The organism is Bradyrhizobium rifense, assembly GCF_008123425.1.
GTDB lineage: Bacteria > Pseudomonadota > Alphaproteobacteria > Rhizobiales > Xanthobacteraceae > Bradyrhizobium > Bradyrhizobium rifense.
The window spans coordinates 43,072-60,904 of the sequence record NZ_VSSS01000053.1 but is presented as its reverse complement, the minus strand read 5'-3'; the positions used below and the strand labels follow the sequence as shown (position 1 = coordinate 60,904).

Sequence of the window (17,833 nt, the reverse complement as noted above, 5' to 3'; positions counted from 1 at the left end):
AGCAGCGGCCAACGCGAAGACGCGGTCGCACCGCCTCGCTCAGCGCTCCCCCTTGCTGTCCGACTCAGGCCGATGTCCGAGCGCTGTCCGCATGAGGACACCGAAGAGTATTGCTGCGACTGGCCAATGGAACCAGATCTTGTGCGGGTTCGTGAAAAGATTGATCAGAATCAGAAAGCTCGAGACCGTAAGAGCCGCTGCAACCGGGCGGGGCAGCTTTGCCAGCCAACCCGAGACGACACCCATCCACGAAGATGGCTCGTGCCTGTCGGCCATCCGCAGCTGACCTGCTTCCTCCCAGCGAGTTGGGCTTTCGTTGACCGCGAAGCTCCCTTGCCCGGCGGGTCGGCCGCTCATGGTCACCCGATAGCTGGTGAGGGGAGCGATGTTCTTCATGGGTCGCTGTCCGAGACAGTCGAAGCCAACGGATAGTTTGTTGTGCACCTGATCGTAGACGGAGCTCGAGATTACGACACCGCCGGGGTCGGCGAGCTCTTGCAGCCGCGACGCGATATTGACCCCGTCACCATAGATGTCGGAACCATCAACCATCACATCGCCGAGGTTGATGCCGATGCGAAACCGCATCGGGTTCGCGTCAGGCGGGTCCGAATCCTGATTGGAAATTTCCTGCTGAATCTCGACCGCGCATTGCACGGCCTCGACCACGCTGGCGAACTCGGCGATCACAGCGTCGCCCCAGGTATTCACGATGCGACCGTCATGACGCTCCACCAATCCCGCAATGGCAGTGCGGTAACGGCGAAGCGTTTCCAGCGTCCTCGTCTCGTCCGCCTCCATGAGGCGGGAATAGCCGTACACATCAGCGCACAGCACGGTGGTCAGTCGTCGTTTCACCTTGTCGTCGGTCATGGTCCCTATCGTAGCCTTCCTGACCGGCAAATGCATCAGGCATCGCACGACATCGTCGATCTCTGGTCATCCGGACTTTGCGCGGCGCTTGCCTCGTCCGCTGCTTTTTACCAGTCTGAGACATGGATGGCGCGGAACGTGGGCACTTTGGCGAAGCCCCCGCACCGAGCACAGCTAGATTGCCGTCCTCGCGCCCGGCATGCACAGCCTGATGGCGACGCCTGCCGACCGCCGGTCGGGGCCACGTGAAAAATTCATCCCAGCCAAGGAGATATCCATGACAAGCGAGGTCAGGCCGCCCACGCTGCATCACGTCAACCTGAAGACCACGCGTCTGCAGGAGATGATCGACTGGTATGGCACAGTCATCGGATCAAAGCCGAACTTCCAGTTTCCGGGCGGTGCCTGGCTCACCAACGACGGCGCCAATCATCGCATCGCGTTGCTGACATCGTCCAGGATGAGCGACGATCCGGACAAGCTGGTGCACACCGGGATGCACCACATCGCGTTCGAATATGCGAATTTCGACGACCTGCTCGATACGTACGCGCGGCTGCTCGAGCTCGGTATCAAGCCGCACATGTCGCTCGATCACGGCGTCACGACGTCGTTCTATTACGTCGATCCGGACGGCAACAGCGTCGAGCTGCAATACGACAATTTCGACGACTGGAACAAGTCGTCAGAGTGGATGCGAACCTCGAAGGAATTTGCGAGCAATCCGATCGGCGTGCCGGTCGATCCGTCCAAGATGGTTGTAGCCCGCAACGGTGGAGCGTCCCGTGACGACCTGCATCGCCGCGCCTTTGCCGGCGAATTTCCGCCGTCCGAGCCCCTCGATCCGCGTATGCCGCTGGATTGACGATGGCCCGACTTAAGGTCTGTGCTCGCAGACGAGACCGTCATAACCGTGCAACGAATTGCCGTCAGCCAAGTTGATTGTGGTCGGAAGCTGTGGATCGGAGGAATGTCATGTCCATGACCAAAATTCCTGCTGCACTTTTCGTGATTGGCGCAATATTGCTCGGCGTACCTGCAATGGCTGCTCCGGCCACTCCTTTGTCCGGCGCCGTCAGGTCGATGGTGCAGGAGAGCGACCTGGTGCAAGCGCGTTTCGGCTGGGGGCACTGGCACTGGGGCTGGGGCCATTCGCATCGTGTAGGCTATCGCTGCCGTCCCTACTGCGGCTGGGGCGGCTAGTACACGTGCCCGAGTTACGGCCTGTGCTCACAAACGTCGACCCATTCGGCCGCGGTCAGCTCGGCCATCCGCTCGGGCGTGATGCGGACCGCGCTGTGGGTCGAGCCTGCGGCCGGTACCACGACGTCGTACGCCTTCAGCGAGATGTCGCAATAGACCGGCAGCGGTGATTTCAGGCCGAACGGGCAGACGCCGCCGACCTCATGGCCGGTGATCTCGGCGACCTCTTCCAGCCCCAGCATCTTCGGCTTGCCGCCGAAGGCAGCCTTGACCTTCTTGTTGTCCATGCGCGAGGTGCCGGCCGCGACGATCAGGATCACGCGCTCGCCGACGCGCAGGGACAGCGTCTTGGCGATCATACCGGGCTCGACGCCATAGGCTTCGGCGGCCAGCGTCACGGTCGCCGAGCTGATCGGGGATTCCATCACTGTGATGTCGGGGGCTTTCTCGGCGAAGAAGGCGCGAACGGATTCCAGGCTCATTCCAGTCAGCTCATCGAGGACTTACGGGCGGGCAGCGATTGCGGGCAGCTCCGAAAGCGAACGGACACGATAATCCGGCGCAAAGCCGAGCTCGTCCATCTGGGTGCGGATCGCCTTGAACATCGTCAGCGGTGCCACGAGTTCGTTCTCGACGCAAGCCAGCGCCATGGCCTCCGGCGTCACGCGTTCGATCCAGGCGACGTTGAGCCCGAACGATTTTGCGCCCGCCACGTCCCAGGGATTGGAGGAGACAAACAGCACCTCGTCCGGCTTCGTGCCGAGCTCCTCGCCGATCAACGTGTAGGCTTCCGGGCTCGGCTTGAAGATCTTCTTCGCATCGACGCTGATCGTGGCATCGAGCAGGCGGTCGAGGCCGGAGTTGCGCACCAGCGCATTCAGCATATCCGGGCTGCCATTGGAGAGGATGGCAAGCTGTCGCGGCTTCAGCGCCGCGAGTGCTGCGGTCGCGTCGGAATAGAGATCGAGATGCAGATACTTTTCGATGACGCGCTCGAAGGCCTCGTTCTCGTAGGCAAGCCCGAGCGCGCGCAGCGTATAGGCCAGCGAGTCGCGCGTGACGGCAGAAAAATCCTGGTAGCGCCGCATCAGCGAGCGCAACCAGGTGTATTCGAGCTGCTTGATCCGCCAGACCTGCGTGATGATCTCGCCATAGCCCGGAAATGCGTCCTCGGTGATCTCCGCGACCGACTGGATGTCGTAGAGCGTTCCGTAAGCATCGAAGACGACGGCTTTGAGGCTCATTTGGCTCGCTCCTTTGGGATCTTTGCGGGGGCGCACGGACAATACCGAAACGGCCCGGTGCGCGACAAGATCGGAACCTTCTTCAAAAAATCGTCACCCCGTCGACCTCTCGCAGCAGATTGACACTGTCGCCGGCAGGCGTTTAATTCGGGGCTCGGGGATTTGCGATCTCCCCGCGAGGCGACATGCCCAAGTATCGCGTCCTGGTCACCAAGGACGCCGCATGTCTTCTTTCATCTCGATCTCATCAGAGAAATTGTCCCGTCAATTGGTGCCGCCAGAGCGCCGGCTCTCGTCGATGTCTGTATCGACGAGGACCGCGCGGTCTATTTGCGCACTCGACAAGACGGCGAGCACCAAGAGCTAGCGAGCACACGGGGCACGTTGGGGACGACGATCAAGTGGAGGACTCCATGACCACGAATACCGACCGCCGAGACTTCATCAGGGGCGTGGGCGCCGCCGCGGCATCGACCGCAATACTCGCGGGGACGCAAGCCCTTGCGCAAGCCAATCAGCCAACAGGAGCCAAGCCAATGACATACCAGCCCAAGCCGATGCCGTTCGATCCGAAATCCATTGCCGGCATCTCGGAGAAGGTGCTCGTCAGCCACTACGAGAACAACTATGTCGGCGCCGTAAAGCGACTCAACGCGATCGGAACGCAACTCGCCGAGCTCGACTTCGCGAAAGCTCCGAACTTCGTCATCAACGGCCTGAAGCGCGAGGAACTCGTCGCGTCAAACTCGATGATCCTCCATGAAATCTATTTCGACGGGCTCGGCGGTGCCGGCAAGCCGGGCACACCACTTGCCGACGCGATCGCGCGCGATTTCGGCAGCATGGAGCGGTGGCGCGCGGAGTTCTCCGCCATGGGCAAGGCCGAAGGCGGCGGCTCCGGCTGGGTGATTCTTTCTTACTCGCCGCGCGACAAGCGGCTGGTCAATCAGTGGGCCGCCGACCACACGACGACGCTGGCCGGCGGACGCCCCGTGCTGGTGCTCGACATGTATGAGCACGCCTATCACATGGATTATGGCGCCGCGGCCGCGAAATATGTCGACATCTACATGGAAGCGATCAAATGGGACAACGCTGCAACACTGTACGATCAATACAGGCGGGAAGCTTAGACGTCGTGCAAAAAATGAGCGTAGCGCTGTTGGGGGCGGCGTTGTTCCTGTTGTTGGTGGAAGGAAACGCGATGGCAGATACTGTAAATTTTGACAACGCAGCAACCGGCGCAGCGCCCGAAGGCTGGACTCTGACGATGACGGGTCGTGGCCAGCCCAAATGGACGGTCGAGGTGGAGTCAACGGCGCCAAGCAAGCCGAACGTCCTGAAACAATCCGGTCAGGCGACGTTTCCAGTGGCGCTCAGGAACGGCACCAGCATCCTGGACGGGTTCGTCGAGGTCAAGTTCAAGGCGATCGCAGGCTCCGAGGATCGTGCGGCTGGTATTGTCTGGCGCGCAAAGGATGCCGACAATTACTATGTCAAGGGTGTTCGCAGCGCGCTCGATATCGTCGGCCGGAAAGGCGGCTATGGCGTCAAGGTATCGGTGCCATCAGGTCAATGGCATTCCCTACGTTGCGAATTCGCGGGAAAGCTATTCAAGGTGACGTATGACGGCAGGCCGATGTTCGAGGTCGCGGACGAATCGATCAGGGACGCCGGCATGATCGGCTTGTGGACCAAGGCCGACAGTGTCACCGTATTCGACGACCTGACATACGGAGCGCTGAACTAGGTTGACGTCGGCGTCGACCCGCTCGCGTCGGAGAAACCATGCTCGCTCGAACTCTGCTTGCGGCCACCGTCCTGTTGATGCTCGCGCACCCGGCAGGCGCAGGAGCCGCTCGCGACCTACAAATCCCTGAGTCCCGAGCTGGCGCTTGATCTGGCCCTAGCATCGCTTGGCGATTGCCGATCACGCCGGCAAAGCGCATACAAGCAAAACCGCTAGGCCGGCAAAGACGGCAGCAAGCTCACAGTGATTCTTCTATCCGAACAGTTTGAGGAGCGGACGGTTCAATTGCAGTTTGTGCGAGAGCCCCCGACGGGCTTCTTGTCGCTCTCCGAGGAAACGCAGACGCTACTTAGGTCGCCATCAGGAGGTGGCACTTGATCTGCCAATACGAAGCTACCTGATGCGCCGGCCGGCATTCTGAGCTTCCTGGTGATTTTGAATTTGTCCGGCTGCGTATAGGGTTGAAAATCACCAAAATTGATTCTGACTCCGCGCGACATTCCGGTAATCCTGAGGTCCCCCGCGTCGACCAAGGTCGCCAGCCCCGCACTTCCCGGCAAGACTGAATAGTTTTTCACTGGCACACCCGACACGACCGATCCCAGGTCGATTTGCGCAATTCCAAGGGGGTAATCGCCCAAAACGTTGCGCCACAGCAATTCGCCCAGCCCTTCCTTCGGCAACTGGATCGTGTTGCGAACTGCCCGATCCGGAAAATGCCGCAGCCCCGGTACGCTGAACGTTCCCGCACTGTGCTTTCCGCCAATCTCATCCGCGGGCCGTCCGAACAACAGCGTAGCTGTTTCCTGCGCGCTGCCGTCCTTCAAGGTCGTCTCCGTGGGTGGGATCAGGCATCCCGTGTAGGCGGTGAACCGTATCTTGTCGCGCGGCATCCCCATCACGCCGACAAGAGGCCTGCCACGGGGTTGAGGCCCAATAGCACCGCCTGCGGGACTGCGGCCGGCGTCTCCGGCTTTTTCGGCGGCGGTGTCCGCATGAGCAACGACACCGATAATGCGTTCGGTCGCACCTATGACATCCCAGATGGTCGCCCCATCGCTCGCCAAGGCCAGGTAAAGCGGCTCAGGCCCCGGAGTAACTTCGACGGTCACTACTGAAGTCACCCGGTCCTGGCTCCCAACCCAGGCGTTCGATAGCGCTCTGCCTTCTCTGGCACCGACAACCACCAGGCGCGCGTCGCGCGGTGGGTTGGGCACATTGCATCCAGCCACTGCCGCTTCAAGCCGCTGCTTGCGAATCTCGGCTTCACGCGCGCGCTGTATCGCCTGCCGGGCTTCGTTTAGCCGCTTGCCGAATTCCAGGGCCTCACTGGCGGAGACGCGACCATCGCGGTCCTGGTCCGCCGAATCGAACTGCTCGCGAACGGTTGCCTCGTACTCCGCGAGAGAGACGACCCCGTCCCCATTCGCGTCGAGCGTCATCGGAACAAGTTGGGTGGCGCTTTGCTGCCAGGCGATGCTCGCTTGCGTCGCTTGTCTGGCTCCCTCTTGCTGGATTTCGGCGGTACTGATGACGCCGTCATGGTCGGTATCCGGTTTGAGTAGATCGTAGACGAGCTTGTCGAGCTGCGTACGAACCTGCTGAGGTGTCGGTTCGAGCTGTACACCGTTGACATGGATCATCTGACGCGCACGCGGCTTCATCGCTGCGGTAATTTCCTCCGTTGTGACGGAGCCGTCGCCATCAAGGTCGTAGGTCAGGATCTGCGCGACGGCCTGCGATCGCCGCTGGGCCACCGAGATTCTGCGTAGATCTTCGATCCCCTGCGCGCTGACGCCACGTTCATCTGGGTTGCTCTGAAAAAACGCGATTAGCATCTGCGACCTGACTTGATCCCAGGTCGCCTCTGTGCGGATGGAACTGCTCATCCGGGCGATGATCCAGTCGTTATCGGCGGAAGCCGGCGTCGCCAGCACGCCCAGGCACGTCGCAAGCAAGCCGAAAAGGCAGGTCCTTTTCTGGGACAACGGGCCAACAACAGCTTTGACGAATGTTGTAATAGTTCCGGTCACAAGGCGTCTCACGTGTTGATTCTGAAAGTAGGAAGCTAAATTTCTATGACGACGCTATGCTGCCATCTTGCCGCATCGTCTCCACCGACGAGCACCAGTGCAGAGTGGCAACGACTTTGTATGACATGAACATTCGGGCATCTTCATGAGATGCACGCTAAGCGCGAGGCGTTAGCCAAGCCCGGCACCATTCAATAAAGTTTTACGGAAGCAATGGCCATGTTCGGACCAAGCCGGGCTCAGGGCGAGCTTCGCCAAACGCGCTGCTATCGGGGGCCGCAACAGACCTCGGATGAAGATCTCATCACGCTTTAGACTAGATCCCCAGAATCTCGCGCGCGTTGGCCTTACATCGATCTAAGAAGGAAACGCGCATAGGCGCATTCCGCGGGTGGCGAACTACAGCTTCACGACGACCTTGCCGAAATGTGAGCCGCTCCGCAGGTGAGCATAGGCTTCGGGGACCTCGTCGAAGCCGTAGACCCGATCGACAATGGGGTGAATGGCATGGTCGGTCAGGAAGCGATTCATCGCGGCGAAATGTGCGACCGATCCGACGGTGACACCGATGATGTCGGCATTCTCCCACTGGAGGCGCGCGAGGTCGGGCTTTGGGCCGAACCCGGTCAAGACACCGATTTGAATGATCTTGCCGCCTGAAGCGACCGATCGCAGCGATCGGTCATAGGTACCGGGACCGCCGAGTTCGAGGATATGACTGGCGCCTGCGCCATCCGTCGCCTTCATCAGGGCGACATCCCAGTCGGGCGTGTCGCGGTAGTTGATGAGAATCGAACCGCCCAGCGCCTTGGCACGGGCAAGCTTTTCGTCCGAGGAGGAGATCACAATCGCGCGCGCTCCCAGCGCCGCTGCGAATTGAAGTCCGAACAGCGCGACGCCACCCGTTCCGTGGACGAGCAGCGTGTCGCCCTGGCCCATTCCGCCGCGTGCGATCAGGCCGTGCCAGGCCGTGACGCCGGCACAAGGCAAGGTCGCTGCTTCGACCGCGGACAGATGTGCCGGCACGGCGACGAGCGCGGTTGCCGGCAGCACGACATACTCTGCCAGCATGCCGTCCGTCTTGTCGCCGCCGAGAGATGACGCAACGTAGCTGGCCTTGAAAGGCCCGGAGACCCAATCGCGAAAGAACGACGCGGCAACGCGGTCGCCCACCTGCCATTGCAGGACGTCGGCGCCGATAGCGTCAATGACGCCTGCGCCGTCGCTGAGCGGCACGCGGCCGTCGAGCCCGCCTTGGCCCGCCCGGTCGAGGATGAGGAGGTCGCGGTAGTTGAGACTGGCCGCTTCGACACGGATGCGAACTTCTCCGTCAGCGGGCTCAGGTTTGCCGAGATCGACGCGCACAAGGCGGTCGCGACCGGCATGGCCATTCAAATGGTAGGCTTTCATCGTTGCACCCTTCACAAGCGGCATGACTTGGATGAGCGCAGTCTGTAGGGTCTGACAGCGCTGTCAGGGTCAAGGGGTTTTCAGATGAAAATTGGCGAACTCTCCCGGAGGACGGGAGTCAGCGTCCGGATGCTGCGTTATTACGAAGGCGAAGGACTGCTGGCGCCGCAGCGGACCGGCTCCGGTTATCGCGACTATGGCCCGGCGGAAGAGGAGACGGTTCGGCGGATCAAAATGCTTGGCTCAGCCGGGATGACGCTCGAGACGATCCAGCAATTGCTTCCGTGCGTGCGGAACAACGATCCAGCCTTCACGCCGTGCAACGAGTTGCGAAGAATATTGGCCCAGCAGGTCGGCCTGATCGACGAACGCATCGAGACACTCAGCCAGAGCCGGACGATCCTGGCCGGCTATCTGGCAAGCGTGAACTGATCGCGCTGACGCGCCAACGTCCGCCCTTGGCTGTGGGCGGACGTCGCGAGGACGCGACTAGATCCCGAGCAGCTTGCGCGCGTTGGCCTTCAGCACCTTCGGCCGGATCTCGTCGCGGATCTCGATCTTGGCAAAATCCGACAGCCAGCGGTCCGGCGTGATCACCGGCCAGTCCGAGCCGAACAGCATCTTGTCCTGCAGGATCGAGTTGATGTAGCGCACCAGGATCGGCGGGAAATATTTCGGCGACCAGCCGGACAGATCGATGTAGACGTTCGGCTTGTGGGTCGCGACCGACAGCGCCTCTTCCTGCCAGGGGAAGGAGGGGTGGGCGAGGATGATCTTGAGGTCGGGGAAGTCAGCCGCGACGTCGTCCATGTACATCGGGTTGGAATATTTCAGCCGCATGCCCATGCCGCCCGGCATGCCCGAGCCGACGCCGGTCTGTCCGGTGTGGAACAGCGCGATCGCGCCGCCATTGTTGATCTCTTCGTAGAGCGGATAGGCCATGCGGTCGTTGGCGTAGAAGCCCTGCATGGTCGGATGGAATTTGAAGCCGCGCACCCCGTATTCCTCGATCAGCTTGCGCGCCTCCCGTACGCCGAGCTTGCCCTTGTGCGGGTCGATCGAGACGAAGGGGATGAGGACGTCGAGATGGTCGGAGGCGATCTCCAGCATCTCTTCATTCTTGTAGCGGCGGAAGCCGGTCTCGCGCTCGGCATCGACCGGGAAGATCACGGCGGCGATGTTCTTGGAGCGATAGTAGGCCGCGGTCTCCGGCACGGTCGGCGGATGCTTGTGCGGCGACTTGAAGTAGTCGGCCATCTGCGCCTGGAAATCGTCATAGCCGTCGTCGGGATGGGTGCCGCAGGGTTCTTCGGCATGGGTGTGGATGTCGATGGCGACGACATCGTCGATGTTCGGCAGCTTCAGCTTTGGCATTGGTGTCCTCCCGACGGGTTGCCAAATTGATTATATGATATAACGAATTTGGCAAGCGAACCTTCGCTGAGGGCGTGGACAGATCGGGCCGATCCGGCCGTTTCTACTGTGCATGGGGTTGTTTTCACGAATTTGCCGGTTCGGAACCGGGCGGTTAACATTGACATGACCTCCCGCCATGCCTTAAGAACCGCCCCGTCCCGGGCGGTCGGTCCGCCAGCGGGAAAGATCTCATTTTGCCACATTCGCGCGTGCCGAAACGGTAGTGCCGAACACGGCCTTTCGAACGTTCAGGATTCTGCCATGAAGGTCCGTAACTCGTTGAAGTCGCTGCGCGGTCGCCATCGCGCCAACCGCCTGGTCCGCCGCAAGGGCCGGGTCTATGTGATCAACAAGGTGCAGCGCCGCTTCAAGGCTCGCCAGGGCTGATCTCTGCCCTGCCGGACGCCGAGCGCGCCCCGCAAGACCACGGTCTCACACGAGTTTGACGCCGCCCTGCTTTGCAAGGGCGGCTTTACGCGTTTAGACTTTGATGATGGCAGTGAGATTCCCTTTCGCGCGTACGCTGTGTCTGGCCCTGGTTCTCGGAGGCGCCAGCCTCTCGCCGGCGCTGGCGCAGGATGATCCGGCCCCGCCGGCGAAGCAGCAGAAGAAGCTGCCGGAGGCGCCAGCCAAGCTGCCCAAGGTCGAGCGCACCAAGAACCTCGATTTCCTGTTCGGCGCGCTGAAGGCCGCTCCTGACGAAGACAGCGCCAAGCATGTCGAGGCGCGGATCTGGGCGATCTGGCTCCAGACCCCGAGCGACACCGCAGCGTTGTTGATGGCGCGGGCCAAGGCCGCCGTCGATGCGAAGAAGATCGAGGTCGCGATCAAGCTGCTGGATTCGGTCATCAAGCTCAGGCCCGACTACATCGAAGCCTGGAACCGGCGCGCCACGCTCTATTACATGCAGAACGATTATGCCCGCTCGCTCGCCGACATCCGCGAGGTGCTGACCCGCGAGCCCCGTCATTTCGGTGCGCTCGCAGGGCTCGGTATGATCATGCAGGACGTCGGCGACGAGAAGCGCGCGCTCGAGGCCTATCGCAAGGCGCTCGCCGTCAATCCGCACCTCGAGAAGATTCCCGATCAGGTGAAGGCTTTGACCGAGAAGGTCGAAGGCCGCGACATCTAGCCGATAACTCGATCATCTTTCGAGCGGTTGCGGCGCGTGGCGATTAACCACGATCGGAGGCGCAATCTCGCAAGGACTATTGTCGCCGCCGCCGCAGGTCTACCTGCATGGCAGGAGCAAAAGCCATGAAGCGTTTGATCTTTGCTTGCAGCTTGCTGTTGGCGTCGGGAACGATGAGCCTCGCCGACGGACTGTTCTGGGTGGTCGGCAATCGCGCCACCGGCAAATGCAACATCGTGACCAGCAATCCGGTCATCGACGGCGACATCTGGTTCGGCGACGGTCCTTACAAATCCAAGGACGATGCCAAGCTTGCACGCTCGACCATCCGCGCCTGTCCCGCGCTCACGCCCGAGGAGCAAAAGGCCGAGGACGGCGCGGGCTGAACCAGCTCAGGCTGCCGCCGTCGGGCGCTCCCTGGTCCAATAGCTCGCCGGCGAGGGCGCCGCGGGAATCAACCTCGCGCCGGGCTTGCCCGCCATCTGCATCGTGATCTCGCAAATGTCCTGCACCGAGCGCTGCATGGAGAGGCGTGGATAGGTCTCGGCGAGCGTCGCGGCGGTCGCCGCCTGCGCAGCCCGGGGATCATCGAGCACGGCCTCGACGGCTGCGGCAATACTGTCGGCGTCGTGGCCGAAGCCGAAGCGGGAGAGGCGCGGGAAATTCGCCTGCGAAAATCTGTTGGCATCGAAGATCGGCACGGTCGAGGCGCCGAGCGCGAAGAACACGCGGTCATGCACCGAGAGATCGACATTGGGATTGAGCGAGGCCGCGCCGAGATAGGTTCCGAGCGTTTCGCGCAGCGTGTCGAACGGCATGGCGCCGAGGAAACGGGCGTGACGCGTCTCCGCGCCAAAATCCTCCCAGCCGCCGATGAAATCCACCGGGTATTTGGACAGCACGGCACCAACCTCGCGGGTGCGTACCGCCCGCGTGTAATTGTCGAGGCGGGTCAGGATCGCATTGAAGACGTCACCGCCGGGTGTGAGATGGACGAGATGCTCGGCAGCCACGTTGCAGATGATCTCGGGAAAGGCGGAGCAGGTCTTGCCACGCGCAGCAGCGATCGCATCGAACAGGATGGTGAACAGTTTTGGTGGCAACGCCTTGCGCCAGGAGCGCTCGAGTTTGGCCGGATTCCAGTCGGACTTGGCGAAGACGATCCGGCCGTTGCGCTTGTCGGCCGGCAGGGCGCCGAAGAGGCCGGGATCGGGAATGCCGATATGAGCCCCGAACGCCGCGCCATTGGCGTGCAGATGGTCACGGTTGAACGCGGCATGATCCGGAAACACGTAGCCGTGGACGACGTAGGGACTGTCCAGCCGATGGCGGCGCACGAAATAGGAGGGGTGATCACAGTTCCAGTTGAACACGGGGATCTGCGCCGCGTCCCAGAGCAGCTTGCCTTCCTTGGCGTAGATCTCGAGGCCGATTCCCGACATCACGAGTGCCATCATCTCGTCGCGCCGCGGCAGCAGGGCTTCCATCCGTGCCGGCGTATCGGGTGCCTCCAGATCGAGGATCTTCACCTCATGGCCGAGCCGGTCGAGCTCGGCCCCCGCCATCAAGAGGATGCCGCGAACCGATTGATAGGCGCTGTTGGTCGCTGACAGGATGCAGATCAAGGCCATGGTCGACGATCTCCGAGCAATGGCGTCGCCCGGCTTGTCGATCGCACCGCCGCCGCGCCCTGACCTTTGAACGATCCGGGGTGCCCGTCCCGGGCTCACGAATTGTTGACGCGGCGCGCAATTATTCCGCCTGAGCCAACGTTCCTCGCCGTTGAAGCCTCGTCGGCCGCGGATTTGTGCGCTTGCGACGCCGACAGGGTGGGGAACGCATGCAGCTTGATGGCTTCGACGTCGTGGTTGTGGGCGCTGGCTTCTTCGGCGCGACCATCGCCGAGCGGGTGGCAAACGAGCTCGGGCGAAAAGTCTGTGTGGTCGACCGGCGCGCTCATATCGGCGGCAACGCCTATTCGGAGATTGATCCCGACAGCGGCATCGAGGTGCATCGCTACGGCACGCATATCTTTCACACCAACTCGGACACGGTCTGGCGCTATCTGCAGCGCTTCACCGAATTCACCAGCTACCGGCACCGCGTCTTCACGGTGGCGCGCGGGCGGCTCTACTCCATGCCGATCAATCTCGCGACCATCTCGGCCGCGTTCGGCCGCGCCATGACGCCGCAAGAGGCGAAGCTCGTGATTGCGGCCGAGGCCGACGACCATGTTCACGCCCATGTACACGTCCATGGCGCGAGCGTCGCCCAGAACCTGGAGGACAAGGCGATCGCCTCCGTCGGCCGTACCCTCTACGACCTTCTCATCCGCGGCTATACGCAGAAGCAGTGGCAGACCGAGCCGAGCGAGCTCTCGGCCGATATCATCGGTCGCCTGCCGGTGCGGCTCAATTTCGACGACCGCTATTTCGCCGATCGCTACGAGGGCATGCCGGTCGACGGCTACACCGCGATTTTCCAGCGCATGCTCAAGTCACCGAATATCGAGCTCCGTCTCGGCGTCGATTATTTCGATATCGCCGACCAGATCCGCCCCGATCAGCTCGTGATCTATACCGGGCCGATCGACCGCTTCTTCCGCTATCGCTGTGGCGAGCTCGGCTGGCGCACCGTCGACTTCGCTCGCGAGGTGCATGACGTCGACGACTTCCAGGGCACTTCGGTGATCAACTACGCCGATGCGGACGTGCCGTTCACCCGAATCCACGAATTCAGGCATCTGCATCCCGAGCGCGACTATCGGGAGCCGAAGACCACGATCTATCGCGAATATTCCCGCTTTGCCGGCCGCGACGACGAACCCTACTACCCGATCAACACCACCGCCGACCGGGCCATTCTGTCCGGTTACCGCATGATGATGGAGAAGCGTCCGAACGTCATCTTCGGCGGCCGCCTCGGCTCCTACAAATATCTCGATATGCACCAGGCGATCGGTGCGGCCCTCAAGACCTTCGAGAACGAGGTTACGACGTTCCTGGCGGGCCGAGAGCTGCCGTCACCTGCTGCGATGGCGGGCTGAGCGGACCGAGTTCACGCGGGACGGAACGACGGCGCTCATCCGGCTAACGGAGACCGGTTCGGCTAGTGCAGGACGCTGCCGCCGCGTTCCGCAAGACCATGGTCGGCGACTGCGGCATAGGCCTTTGCGAGTTCCGTCTCGAGATGCTCGTTGATCAGGAGCAACGCCCGCACGGCCCCGCGCAGGTCGCCGTTGCAGCTCGCGACGATCTCGTCGATTGCAGTATCGTTCGATCTCAAGCTCATCGAAAAATCCTCCGGTTCAAACCAGGACAATCTTGCCGGTCTTTCCTGCATCCCCTGAGGTTGCTGCGAGGAGGATCGGCGCCCACCCGCGTCTAGAGACGGAACCGACCGTGGCGATTATAAGGAAGCTGCGATGACGACTGCATGAAGCTGGTCTGGGGCTTGTGAGGCGCCGCATATAGCTATTGATTCCATTGAGTTTTTTAGCTCAGTAGTTATGCACATATCCACAGGCTGGCGTTTCCGGTGGAAGTGCTGAGCTGCCTTGCGCGAAACTGCCGCCCGCCTAACCCGTAACTGCGATGTGCCCTGGATTGCCCGGACTCTCTCCATGATCGTGATGTCAGCGGTGACGGCGCTGGTGCTGCTGGCGCTGGTCACGCAGGCCGGAATTGTCGCCGTGCAGCGCGCCTATCCGCCGCAGGGCCGGATGATCGAGGTCGATGGCGCTGTGCTCCACGTCGTCGACATCGGCCCGCGCAATGCCGGCCTGCCGATCGTGATGCTGCATGGCGCGAGCTCCAACCTCGAAGTGATGCGGCATCCGCTTGGCGAGCTCCTGGCGAAGCAGCATCGCGTCATCCTGATCGACCGTCCCGGCCACGGCTGGAGCACGCGCGCGCGACGGCAGGATTCGACGCCGGACATCCAGGCGCGGATGATCGACGCGGCGCTCGGCAAGCTCGGGGTCGATCGTGCGGTCTTCGTCGTGCATTCCTGGAGCGGCGCGCTTGGCGCGCGGCTGGCGCTCGATCATGCGAGCCGCGTCGCCGGCCTCGTGATGCTGGCGCCGGTGACCCATCCCTGGCGCGGCGGCGTCGGCCGCTACAACGAGATCATCGCAACGCCGGTGATCGGCCCGCTGCTCGCCTATACCGTCACGTTGCCACTGGGCTATTTCGTCGCCGAGTCCGGCGCGCGCAACGTCTTCCTGCCGCAGACGATGCCGGACGGGTTCGTGAGGGAGTCCGCGACGCCGCTGTTGCTACGTCCGCGCGAATTCATCGCCAATGCCTATGATCTGGTGACGCTGAAGGCGTCGGTGGCCGCACAGGTCGCGCGCTACGACGAGATTAAGCTGCCGGTCACGATCATCGCCGGCGAGCCCGACAAGACGGTGAAGACCGACATCCATGCGCGCCCGTTCGCAGCGACGGTGCCGAACGCAAAGCTGATCGTGCTGCCCGATCTCGGCCACATGGTGCAGAACGCGGTGCCGGATCTCGTGAAGACGGCGATCGAGACGATGATCGGTCAAATAGCCCCGGCGCAGGCGGCCGCCGATTAAAGTAAATCGGAGCCCGGCGGCCACCATTCGTCCGCTTACTGCTTGATCTTCCCGTCCTTGTCGAACTGCGATACGTAGGTCCAGAGATTGTTGATCTCGGTCTCGTTCTTGATGCCGGCGAACGCCATCTTGGTGCCGGGGATCTTGGCCTTCGGATCCTTGATGTATTCCTTGAACAGCGCCTCGTTCCAGGTGATGCCGGAATTCTTGTTCGCATCCGAGTAATTGTAGTCGGGCGCGGTGCCCGACTTGCGGCCGTCGAGGCCGTTGAGCTCGGGGCCGACCTTGTTCTTGGCGCCTTCGCCGATGGCGTGGCAGGCCAGGCATTTGTTGAACGACGATTTGCCGGCCGCGGCATCCTGCGCCATCGCGCTGGTAGCCGTGGCAGTGACGGTGAGGATCATCAGCGCGCCAAAAGTCAGTTTTTTCATAGGGTGCTCTTCGTCTCTTTCCCAGTGGGTCTTATTCGGTCGGCGATCGTCGAACCCTGCCGGTTTTGGCACGGCCCGCTCGGCTTGGACAAGCCACGAAACCATGACAGGTTTCACGATTTCCTACTTGTCCCAGAGCGAACTCGCCGGAAGATCGTTGCTCCGACTCGGGGATGGCCTACCCAAACGGCCGCGGACGTGGTTGATTTGTCGCGACAAATCGATCACGCGGCGTGAGCCGGAAGGATAAATCATGGCCATCATGATGCCTGCGAGCGACCAGGCGGTGCTCGCGCGCCGCGCGGAGATCGTTGCTGCATTGCGCGCAATCGTGCCCGGCGAGGGCGTGATCGATACGCCTGCCGAGATGCGGGCCTATGAGTCCGATGGACTGACCGCCTATCGGCAACCGCCAATGGTCGTGGTGCTGCCCGACACCACTGAGCAGGTCTCGCTCGTCCTGAAATATTGTGCCGCCCACGGCATCAAGGTGGTGCCGCGCGGCTCCGGCACCTCGCTATCCGGCGGCGCGCTGCCGCTGGAGGACGGCGTGCTGCTGGGCCTCGGCAAGTTCAAGCGCATCCGCGACATCGATTTTGACAATCGCGTCGTCGTCACCGAGCCCGGTGTCACCAATCTCGCGATCAGCCAGGCGGTCGCGCATGCCGGCTTCTATTACGCGCCCGATCCGTCCTCGCAGATCGCCTGCTCGATCGGCGGCAATGTCGCGGAAAATTCCGGCGGCGTGCATTGCCTCAAATACGGCATGACCACCAACAACGTGCTCGCTTGCGAGATTGTCCTGATGAGCGGCGAGATTTTGCGCATCGGCGGCAAGTCGGCGGAGAATTCCGGCTATGATCTGATGGGCGTGATCACAGGATCGGAAGGTCTGCTCGGCGTCATCACCGAGATCACCGTGCGCATCCTGCAGAAGCCGGAGACGGCGCGCGCGCTGATGGTCGGCTTTGCGCAGGTCGAGGCGGCCGGCGAATGCGTGGCGCGCATTATCGGCGCCGGCATCATTCCCGGCGGCATGGAGATGATGGACAAGCCCGCGATCCACGCCGCCGAGGCCTTCGTTCATGCCGGCTATCCGCTCGATGTCGAAGCGCTGCTCATCATCGAGCTCGACGGTCCCAAGATCGAGGTCGACGAGCTGATCACGCGCGTCGAGACAATTGCAAATGCTTGCGGTTCGACCACTTGCCAGATCTCGACCTCGGAGGCCGAGCGCAATCTGTTCTGGGCTGGCCGCAAGGCCGCATTCCCGGCGGTCGGTCGCATCTCGCCCGACTATCTCTGCATGGACGGCACCATCCCGCGCGGCGCGCTGCCGAAGGCGCTCGCCCGAATCCGCGAGCTCTCGGAAAAATACCAGCTCGGTTGCGCCAACGTGTTCCACGCTGGCGACGGCAATCTGCATCCGCTGATCCTCTACGATGCCAACAAGCCCGGCGAGATCGAGCGCGCCGAAGCCTTCGGCGCCGACATCCTGCGCGCCTGTGTCGAGTTCGGCGGCGTGCTCACCGGCGAGCATGGCGTCGGCATCGAGAAGCGCGATCTGATGCCCGAGATGTTCACCGAGATCGATCTCAACCAGCAGCAGCGGCTGAAATGCGCCTTCGACGCGCAGGGCCTGCTCAATCCCGGAAAAGTGTTTCCGACGCTGCATCGCTGCGCCGAGCTCGGCCGCATGCATGTCCATGCGGGCAAGGTAGCGTTTCCGGACATCCCGCGGTTTTGACGGCCGGATATCTGG

Annotated in this window: 20 protein-coding genes; 11 read left to right on the top strand and 9 right to left on the bottom strand. The window is 62.1% G+C overall.

Features of this window, described 5'->3' with window-relative positions; all coding sequences use genetic code 11:
* Positions 1–39: 39 nt before the first annotated feature.
* Positions 40–873, bottom strand: coding sequence for an adenylate/guanylate cyclase domain-containing protein (locus FXB40_RS32840; protein WP_148776368.1), 834 nt, complete (start codon positions 871–873; stop codon positions 40–42).
* Between the two features lie 277 nt (positions 874–1,150).
* Here FXB40_RS32840 and FXB40_RS32835 point away from each other — a divergent pair, with 277 nt between their 5' ends.
* Both FXB40_RS32835 and FXB40_RS32830 read left to right on the top strand, forming a co-directional pair.
* Positions 1,151–1,738 (top strand): VOC family protein, encoded by a 588-nt coding sequence (locus FXB40_RS32835; protein WP_187437309.1) that lies wholly within the window; start codon positions 1,151–1,153, stop codon positions 1,736–1,738.
* Positions 1,739–1,848: 110 nt separating this feature from the next.
* Positions 1,849–2,076 carry a hypothetical protein gene (locus FXB40_RS32830; RefSeq protein ID WP_148776364.1) on the top strand — a complete coding sequence of 76 codons (228 nt, stop codon included), beginning with the start codon at positions 1,849–1,851 and terminating at the stop codon, positions 2,074–2,076.
* A 14-nt stretch (positions 2,077–2,090) separates the two neighbouring features.
* On the opposite strand, the gene FXB40_RS32825 is transcribed toward FXB40_RS32830, so the two are convergent.
* Together FXB40_RS32825 and FXB40_RS32820 are read right to left on the bottom strand one after the other, a co-directional pair.
* Positions 2,091–2,558, bottom strand: a complete 468-nt coding sequence (locus FXB40_RS32825; RefSeq protein ID WP_148776362.1) for a YbaK/EbsC family protein — start codon at positions 2,556–2,558, stop codon at positions 2,091–2,093.
* Between the two features lie 21 nt (positions 2,559–2,579).
* On the bottom strand, positions 2,580–3,320 hold the full coding sequence (locus FXB40_RS32820) for a haloacid dehalogenase type II (RefSeq protein ID WP_148776360.1): 741 nt from the start codon (positions 3,318–3,320) through the stop codon (positions 2,580–2,582).
* Positions 3,321–3,856: 536 nt separating this feature from the next.
* On the opposite strand from FXB40_RS32820, the gene FXB40_RS32815 reads away from it, so the two are divergent.
* Positions 3,857–4,453, top strand: a complete 597-nt coding sequence (locus tag FXB40_RS32815) for a superoxide dismutase (RefSeq protein ID WP_148776420.1) — start codon at positions 3,857–3,859, stop codon at positions 4,451–4,453.
* Positions 4,405–5,070, top strand: a complete 666-nt coding sequence (locus tag FXB40_RS32810) for a hypothetical protein (protein ID WP_148776358.1) — start codon at positions 4,405–4,407, stop codon at positions 5,068–5,070. The genes FXB40_RS32815 and FXB40_RS32810 overlap by 49 nt, the downstream gene beginning before the upstream one ends.
* A 281-nt stretch (positions 5,071–5,351) precedes the next feature.
* On the opposite strand, the gene FXB40_RS32805 is transcribed toward FXB40_RS32810, so the two are convergent.
* Complete coding sequence (locus tag FXB40_RS32805; RefSeq protein WP_148776356.1) at positions 5,352–7,103, bottom strand: hypothetical protein; 1,752 nt, start codon at positions 7,101–7,103, stop codon at positions 5,352–5,354.
* Between the two features lie 399 nt (positions 7,104–7,502).
* Positions 7,503–8,513, bottom strand: a complete 1,011-nt coding sequence (locus FXB40_RS32800; RefSeq protein WP_148776354.1) for a zinc-dependent alcohol dehydrogenase family protein — start codon at positions 8,511–8,513, stop codon at positions 7,503–7,505.
* Between the two features lie 84 nt (positions 8,514–8,597).
* Here FXB40_RS32800 and FXB40_RS32795 point away from each other — a divergent pair, with 84 nt between their 5' ends.
* Positions 8,598–8,945 carry a MerR family transcriptional regulator gene (locus FXB40_RS32795; RefSeq protein WP_148776352.1) on the top strand — a complete coding sequence of 116 codons (348 nt, stop codon included), beginning with the start codon at positions 8,598–8,600 and terminating at the stop codon, positions 8,943–8,945.
* A 57-nt stretch (positions 8,946–9,002) separates the two neighbouring features.
* Here FXB40_RS32795 and FXB40_RS32790 read toward each other — a convergent pair whose 3' ends face one another.
* On the bottom strand, positions 9,003–9,887 hold the full coding sequence (locus tag FXB40_RS32790; RefSeq protein ID WP_027565452.1) for an amidohydrolase family protein: 885 nt from the start codon (positions 9,885–9,887) through the stop codon (positions 9,003–9,005).
* A gap of 303 nt (positions 9,888–10,190) precedes the next feature.
* On the opposite strand from FXB40_RS32790, the gene ykgO reads away from it, so the two are divergent.
* The 3 genes from ykgO (at position 10,191) to FXB40_RS32775 (ending at position 11,447) form a co-directional block, all read left to right on the top strand.
* A complete protein-coding gene (gene ykgO, locus FXB40_RS32785; protein ID WP_006611362.1) occupies positions 10,191–10,316 on the top strand; it encodes a type B 50S ribosomal protein L36 in 126 nt (41 codons plus the stop codon).
* 106 nt (positions 10,317–10,422) lie between these two features.
* Positions 10,423–11,061: a tetratricopeptide repeat protein gene (locus tag FXB40_RS32780; RefSeq protein WP_148776350.1), complete on the top strand. Its 639-nt coding sequence runs from the start codon at positions 10,423–10,425 to the stop codon at positions 11,059–11,061.
* 125 nt (positions 11,062–11,186) lie between these two features.
* Positions 11,187–11,447, top strand: a complete 261-nt coding sequence (locus FXB40_RS32775; RefSeq protein ID WP_148776348.1) for a hypothetical protein — start codon at positions 11,187–11,189, stop codon at positions 11,445–11,447.
* Between the two features lie 6 nt (positions 11,448–11,453).
* On the opposite strand, the gene FXB40_RS32770 is transcribed toward FXB40_RS32775, so the two are convergent.
* Positions 11,454–12,692 carry a hypothetical protein gene (locus tag FXB40_RS32770; RefSeq protein WP_148776347.1) on the bottom strand — a complete coding sequence of 413 codons (1,239 nt, stop codon included), beginning with the start codon at positions 12,690–12,692 and terminating at the stop codon, positions 11,454–11,456.
* Between the two features lie 209 nt (positions 12,693–12,901).
* On the opposite strand from FXB40_RS32770, the gene glf reads away from it, so the two are divergent.
* On the top strand, positions 12,902–14,107 hold the full coding sequence (gene glf / locus FXB40_RS32765; RefSeq protein ID WP_148776345.1) for a UDP-galactopyranose mutase: 1,206 nt from the start codon (positions 12,902–12,904) through the stop codon (positions 14,105–14,107).
* Positions 14,108–14,169: 62 nt separating this feature from the next.
* On the opposite strand, the gene FXB40_RS32760 is transcribed toward glf, so the two are convergent.
* Positions 14,170–14,352: a hypothetical protein gene (locus FXB40_RS32760; RefSeq protein ID WP_148776343.1), complete on the bottom strand. Its 183-nt coding sequence runs from the start codon at positions 14,350–14,352 to the stop codon at positions 14,170–14,172.
* Positions 14,353–14,683: 331 nt separating this feature from the next.
* Between FXB40_RS32760 and FXB40_RS32755 the strand changes: the two genes are divergently transcribed.
* Positions 14,684–15,640, top strand: coding sequence for an alpha/beta fold hydrolase (locus FXB40_RS32755; protein WP_187437308.1), 957 nt, complete (start codon positions 14,684–14,686; stop codon positions 15,638–15,640).
* 35 nt (positions 15,641–15,675) lie between these two features.
* Here FXB40_RS32755 and cycA read toward each other — a convergent pair whose 3' ends face one another.
* Positions 15,676–16,071 (bottom strand): cytochrome c-550 CycA, encoded by a 396-nt coding sequence (gene cycA / locus FXB40_RS32750; RefSeq protein ID WP_148776339.1) that lies wholly within the window; start codon positions 16,069–16,071, stop codon positions 15,676–15,678.
* Positions 16,072–16,324: 253 nt separating this feature from the next.
* Between cycA and FXB40_RS32745 the strand changes: the two genes are divergently transcribed.
* On the top strand, positions 16,325–17,818 hold the full coding sequence (locus FXB40_RS32745; protein ID WP_148776337.1) for an FAD-linked oxidase C-terminal domain-containing protein: 1,494 nt from the start codon (positions 16,325–16,327) through the stop codon (positions 17,816–17,818).
* Positions 17,819–17,833: the final 15 nt, after the last annotated feature.

Coding starts and splice junctions, on each gene's coding strand:
- FXB40_RS32840 (WP_148776368.1), bottom strand. CDS start 873: ATGACCGACGACAAGGTGAAACGACGACTGACCACCGTGCTGTGCGCT.
- FXB40_RS32835 (WP_187437309.1), top strand. CDS start 1,151: ATGACAAGCGAGGTCAGGCCGCCCACGCTGCATCACGTCAACCTGAAG.
- FXB40_RS32830 (WP_148776364.1), top strand. CDS start 1,849: ATGTCCATGACCAAAATTCCTGCTGCACTTTTCGTGATTGGCGCAATA.
- FXB40_RS32825 (WP_148776362.1), bottom strand. CDS start 2,558: ATGAGCCTGGAATCCGTTCGCGCCTTCTTCGCCGAGAAAGCCCCCGAC.
- FXB40_RS32820 (WP_148776360.1), bottom strand. CDS start 3,320: ATGAGCCTCAAAGCCGTCGTCTTCGATGCTTACGGAACGCTCTACGAC.
- FXB40_RS32815 (WP_148776420.1), top strand. CDS start 3,857: ATGACATACCAGCCCAAGCCGATGCCGTTCGATCCGAAATCCATTGCC.
- FXB40_RS32810 (WP_148776358.1), top strand. CDS start 4,405: ATGGGACAACGCTGCAACACTGTACGATCAATACAGGCGGGAAGCTTA.
- FXB40_RS32800 (WP_148776354.1), bottom strand. CDS start 8,513: ATGAAAGCCTACCATTTGAATGGCCATGCCGGTCGCGACCGCCTTGTG.
- FXB40_RS32795 (WP_148776352.1), top strand. CDS start 8,598: ATGAAAATTGGCGAACTCTCCCGGAGGACGGGAGTCAGCGTCCGGATG.
- FXB40_RS32790 (WP_027565452.1), bottom strand. CDS start 9,887: ATGCCAAAGCTGAAGCTGCCGAACATCGACGATGTCGTCGCCATCGAC.
- ykgO (WP_006611362.1), top strand. CDS start 10,191: ATGAAGGTCCGTAACTCGTTGAAGTCGCTGCGCGGTCGCCATCGCGCC.
- FXB40_RS32780 (WP_148776350.1), top strand. CDS start 10,423: ATGGCAGTGAGATTCCCTTTCGCGCGTACGCTGTGTCTGGCCCTGGTT.
- FXB40_RS32775 (WP_148776348.1), top strand. CDS start 11,187: ATGAAGCGTTTGATCTTTGCTTGCAGCTTGCTGTTGGCGTCGGGAACG.
- FXB40_RS32770 (WP_148776347.1), bottom strand. CDS start 12,692: ATGGCCTTGATCTGCATCCTGTCAGCGACCAACAGCGCCTATCAATCG.
- glf (WP_148776345.1), top strand. CDS start 12,902: ATGCAGCTTGATGGCTTCGACGTCGTGGTTGTGGGCGCTGGCTTCTTC.
- FXB40_RS32760 (WP_148776343.1), bottom strand. CDS start 14,352: ATGAGCTTGAGATCGAACGATACTGCAATCGACGAGATCGTCGCGAGC.
- FXB40_RS32755 (WP_187437308.1), top strand. CDS start 14,684: ATGATCGTGATGTCAGCGGTGACGGCGCTGGTGCTGCTGGCGCTGGTC.
- cycA (WP_148776339.1), bottom strand. CDS start 16,071: ATGAAAAAACTGACTTTTGGCGCGCTGATGATCCTCACCGTCACTGCC.
- FXB40_RS32745 (WP_148776337.1), top strand. CDS start 16,325: ATGGCCATCATGATGCCTGCGAGCGACCAGGCGGTGCTCGCGCGCCGC.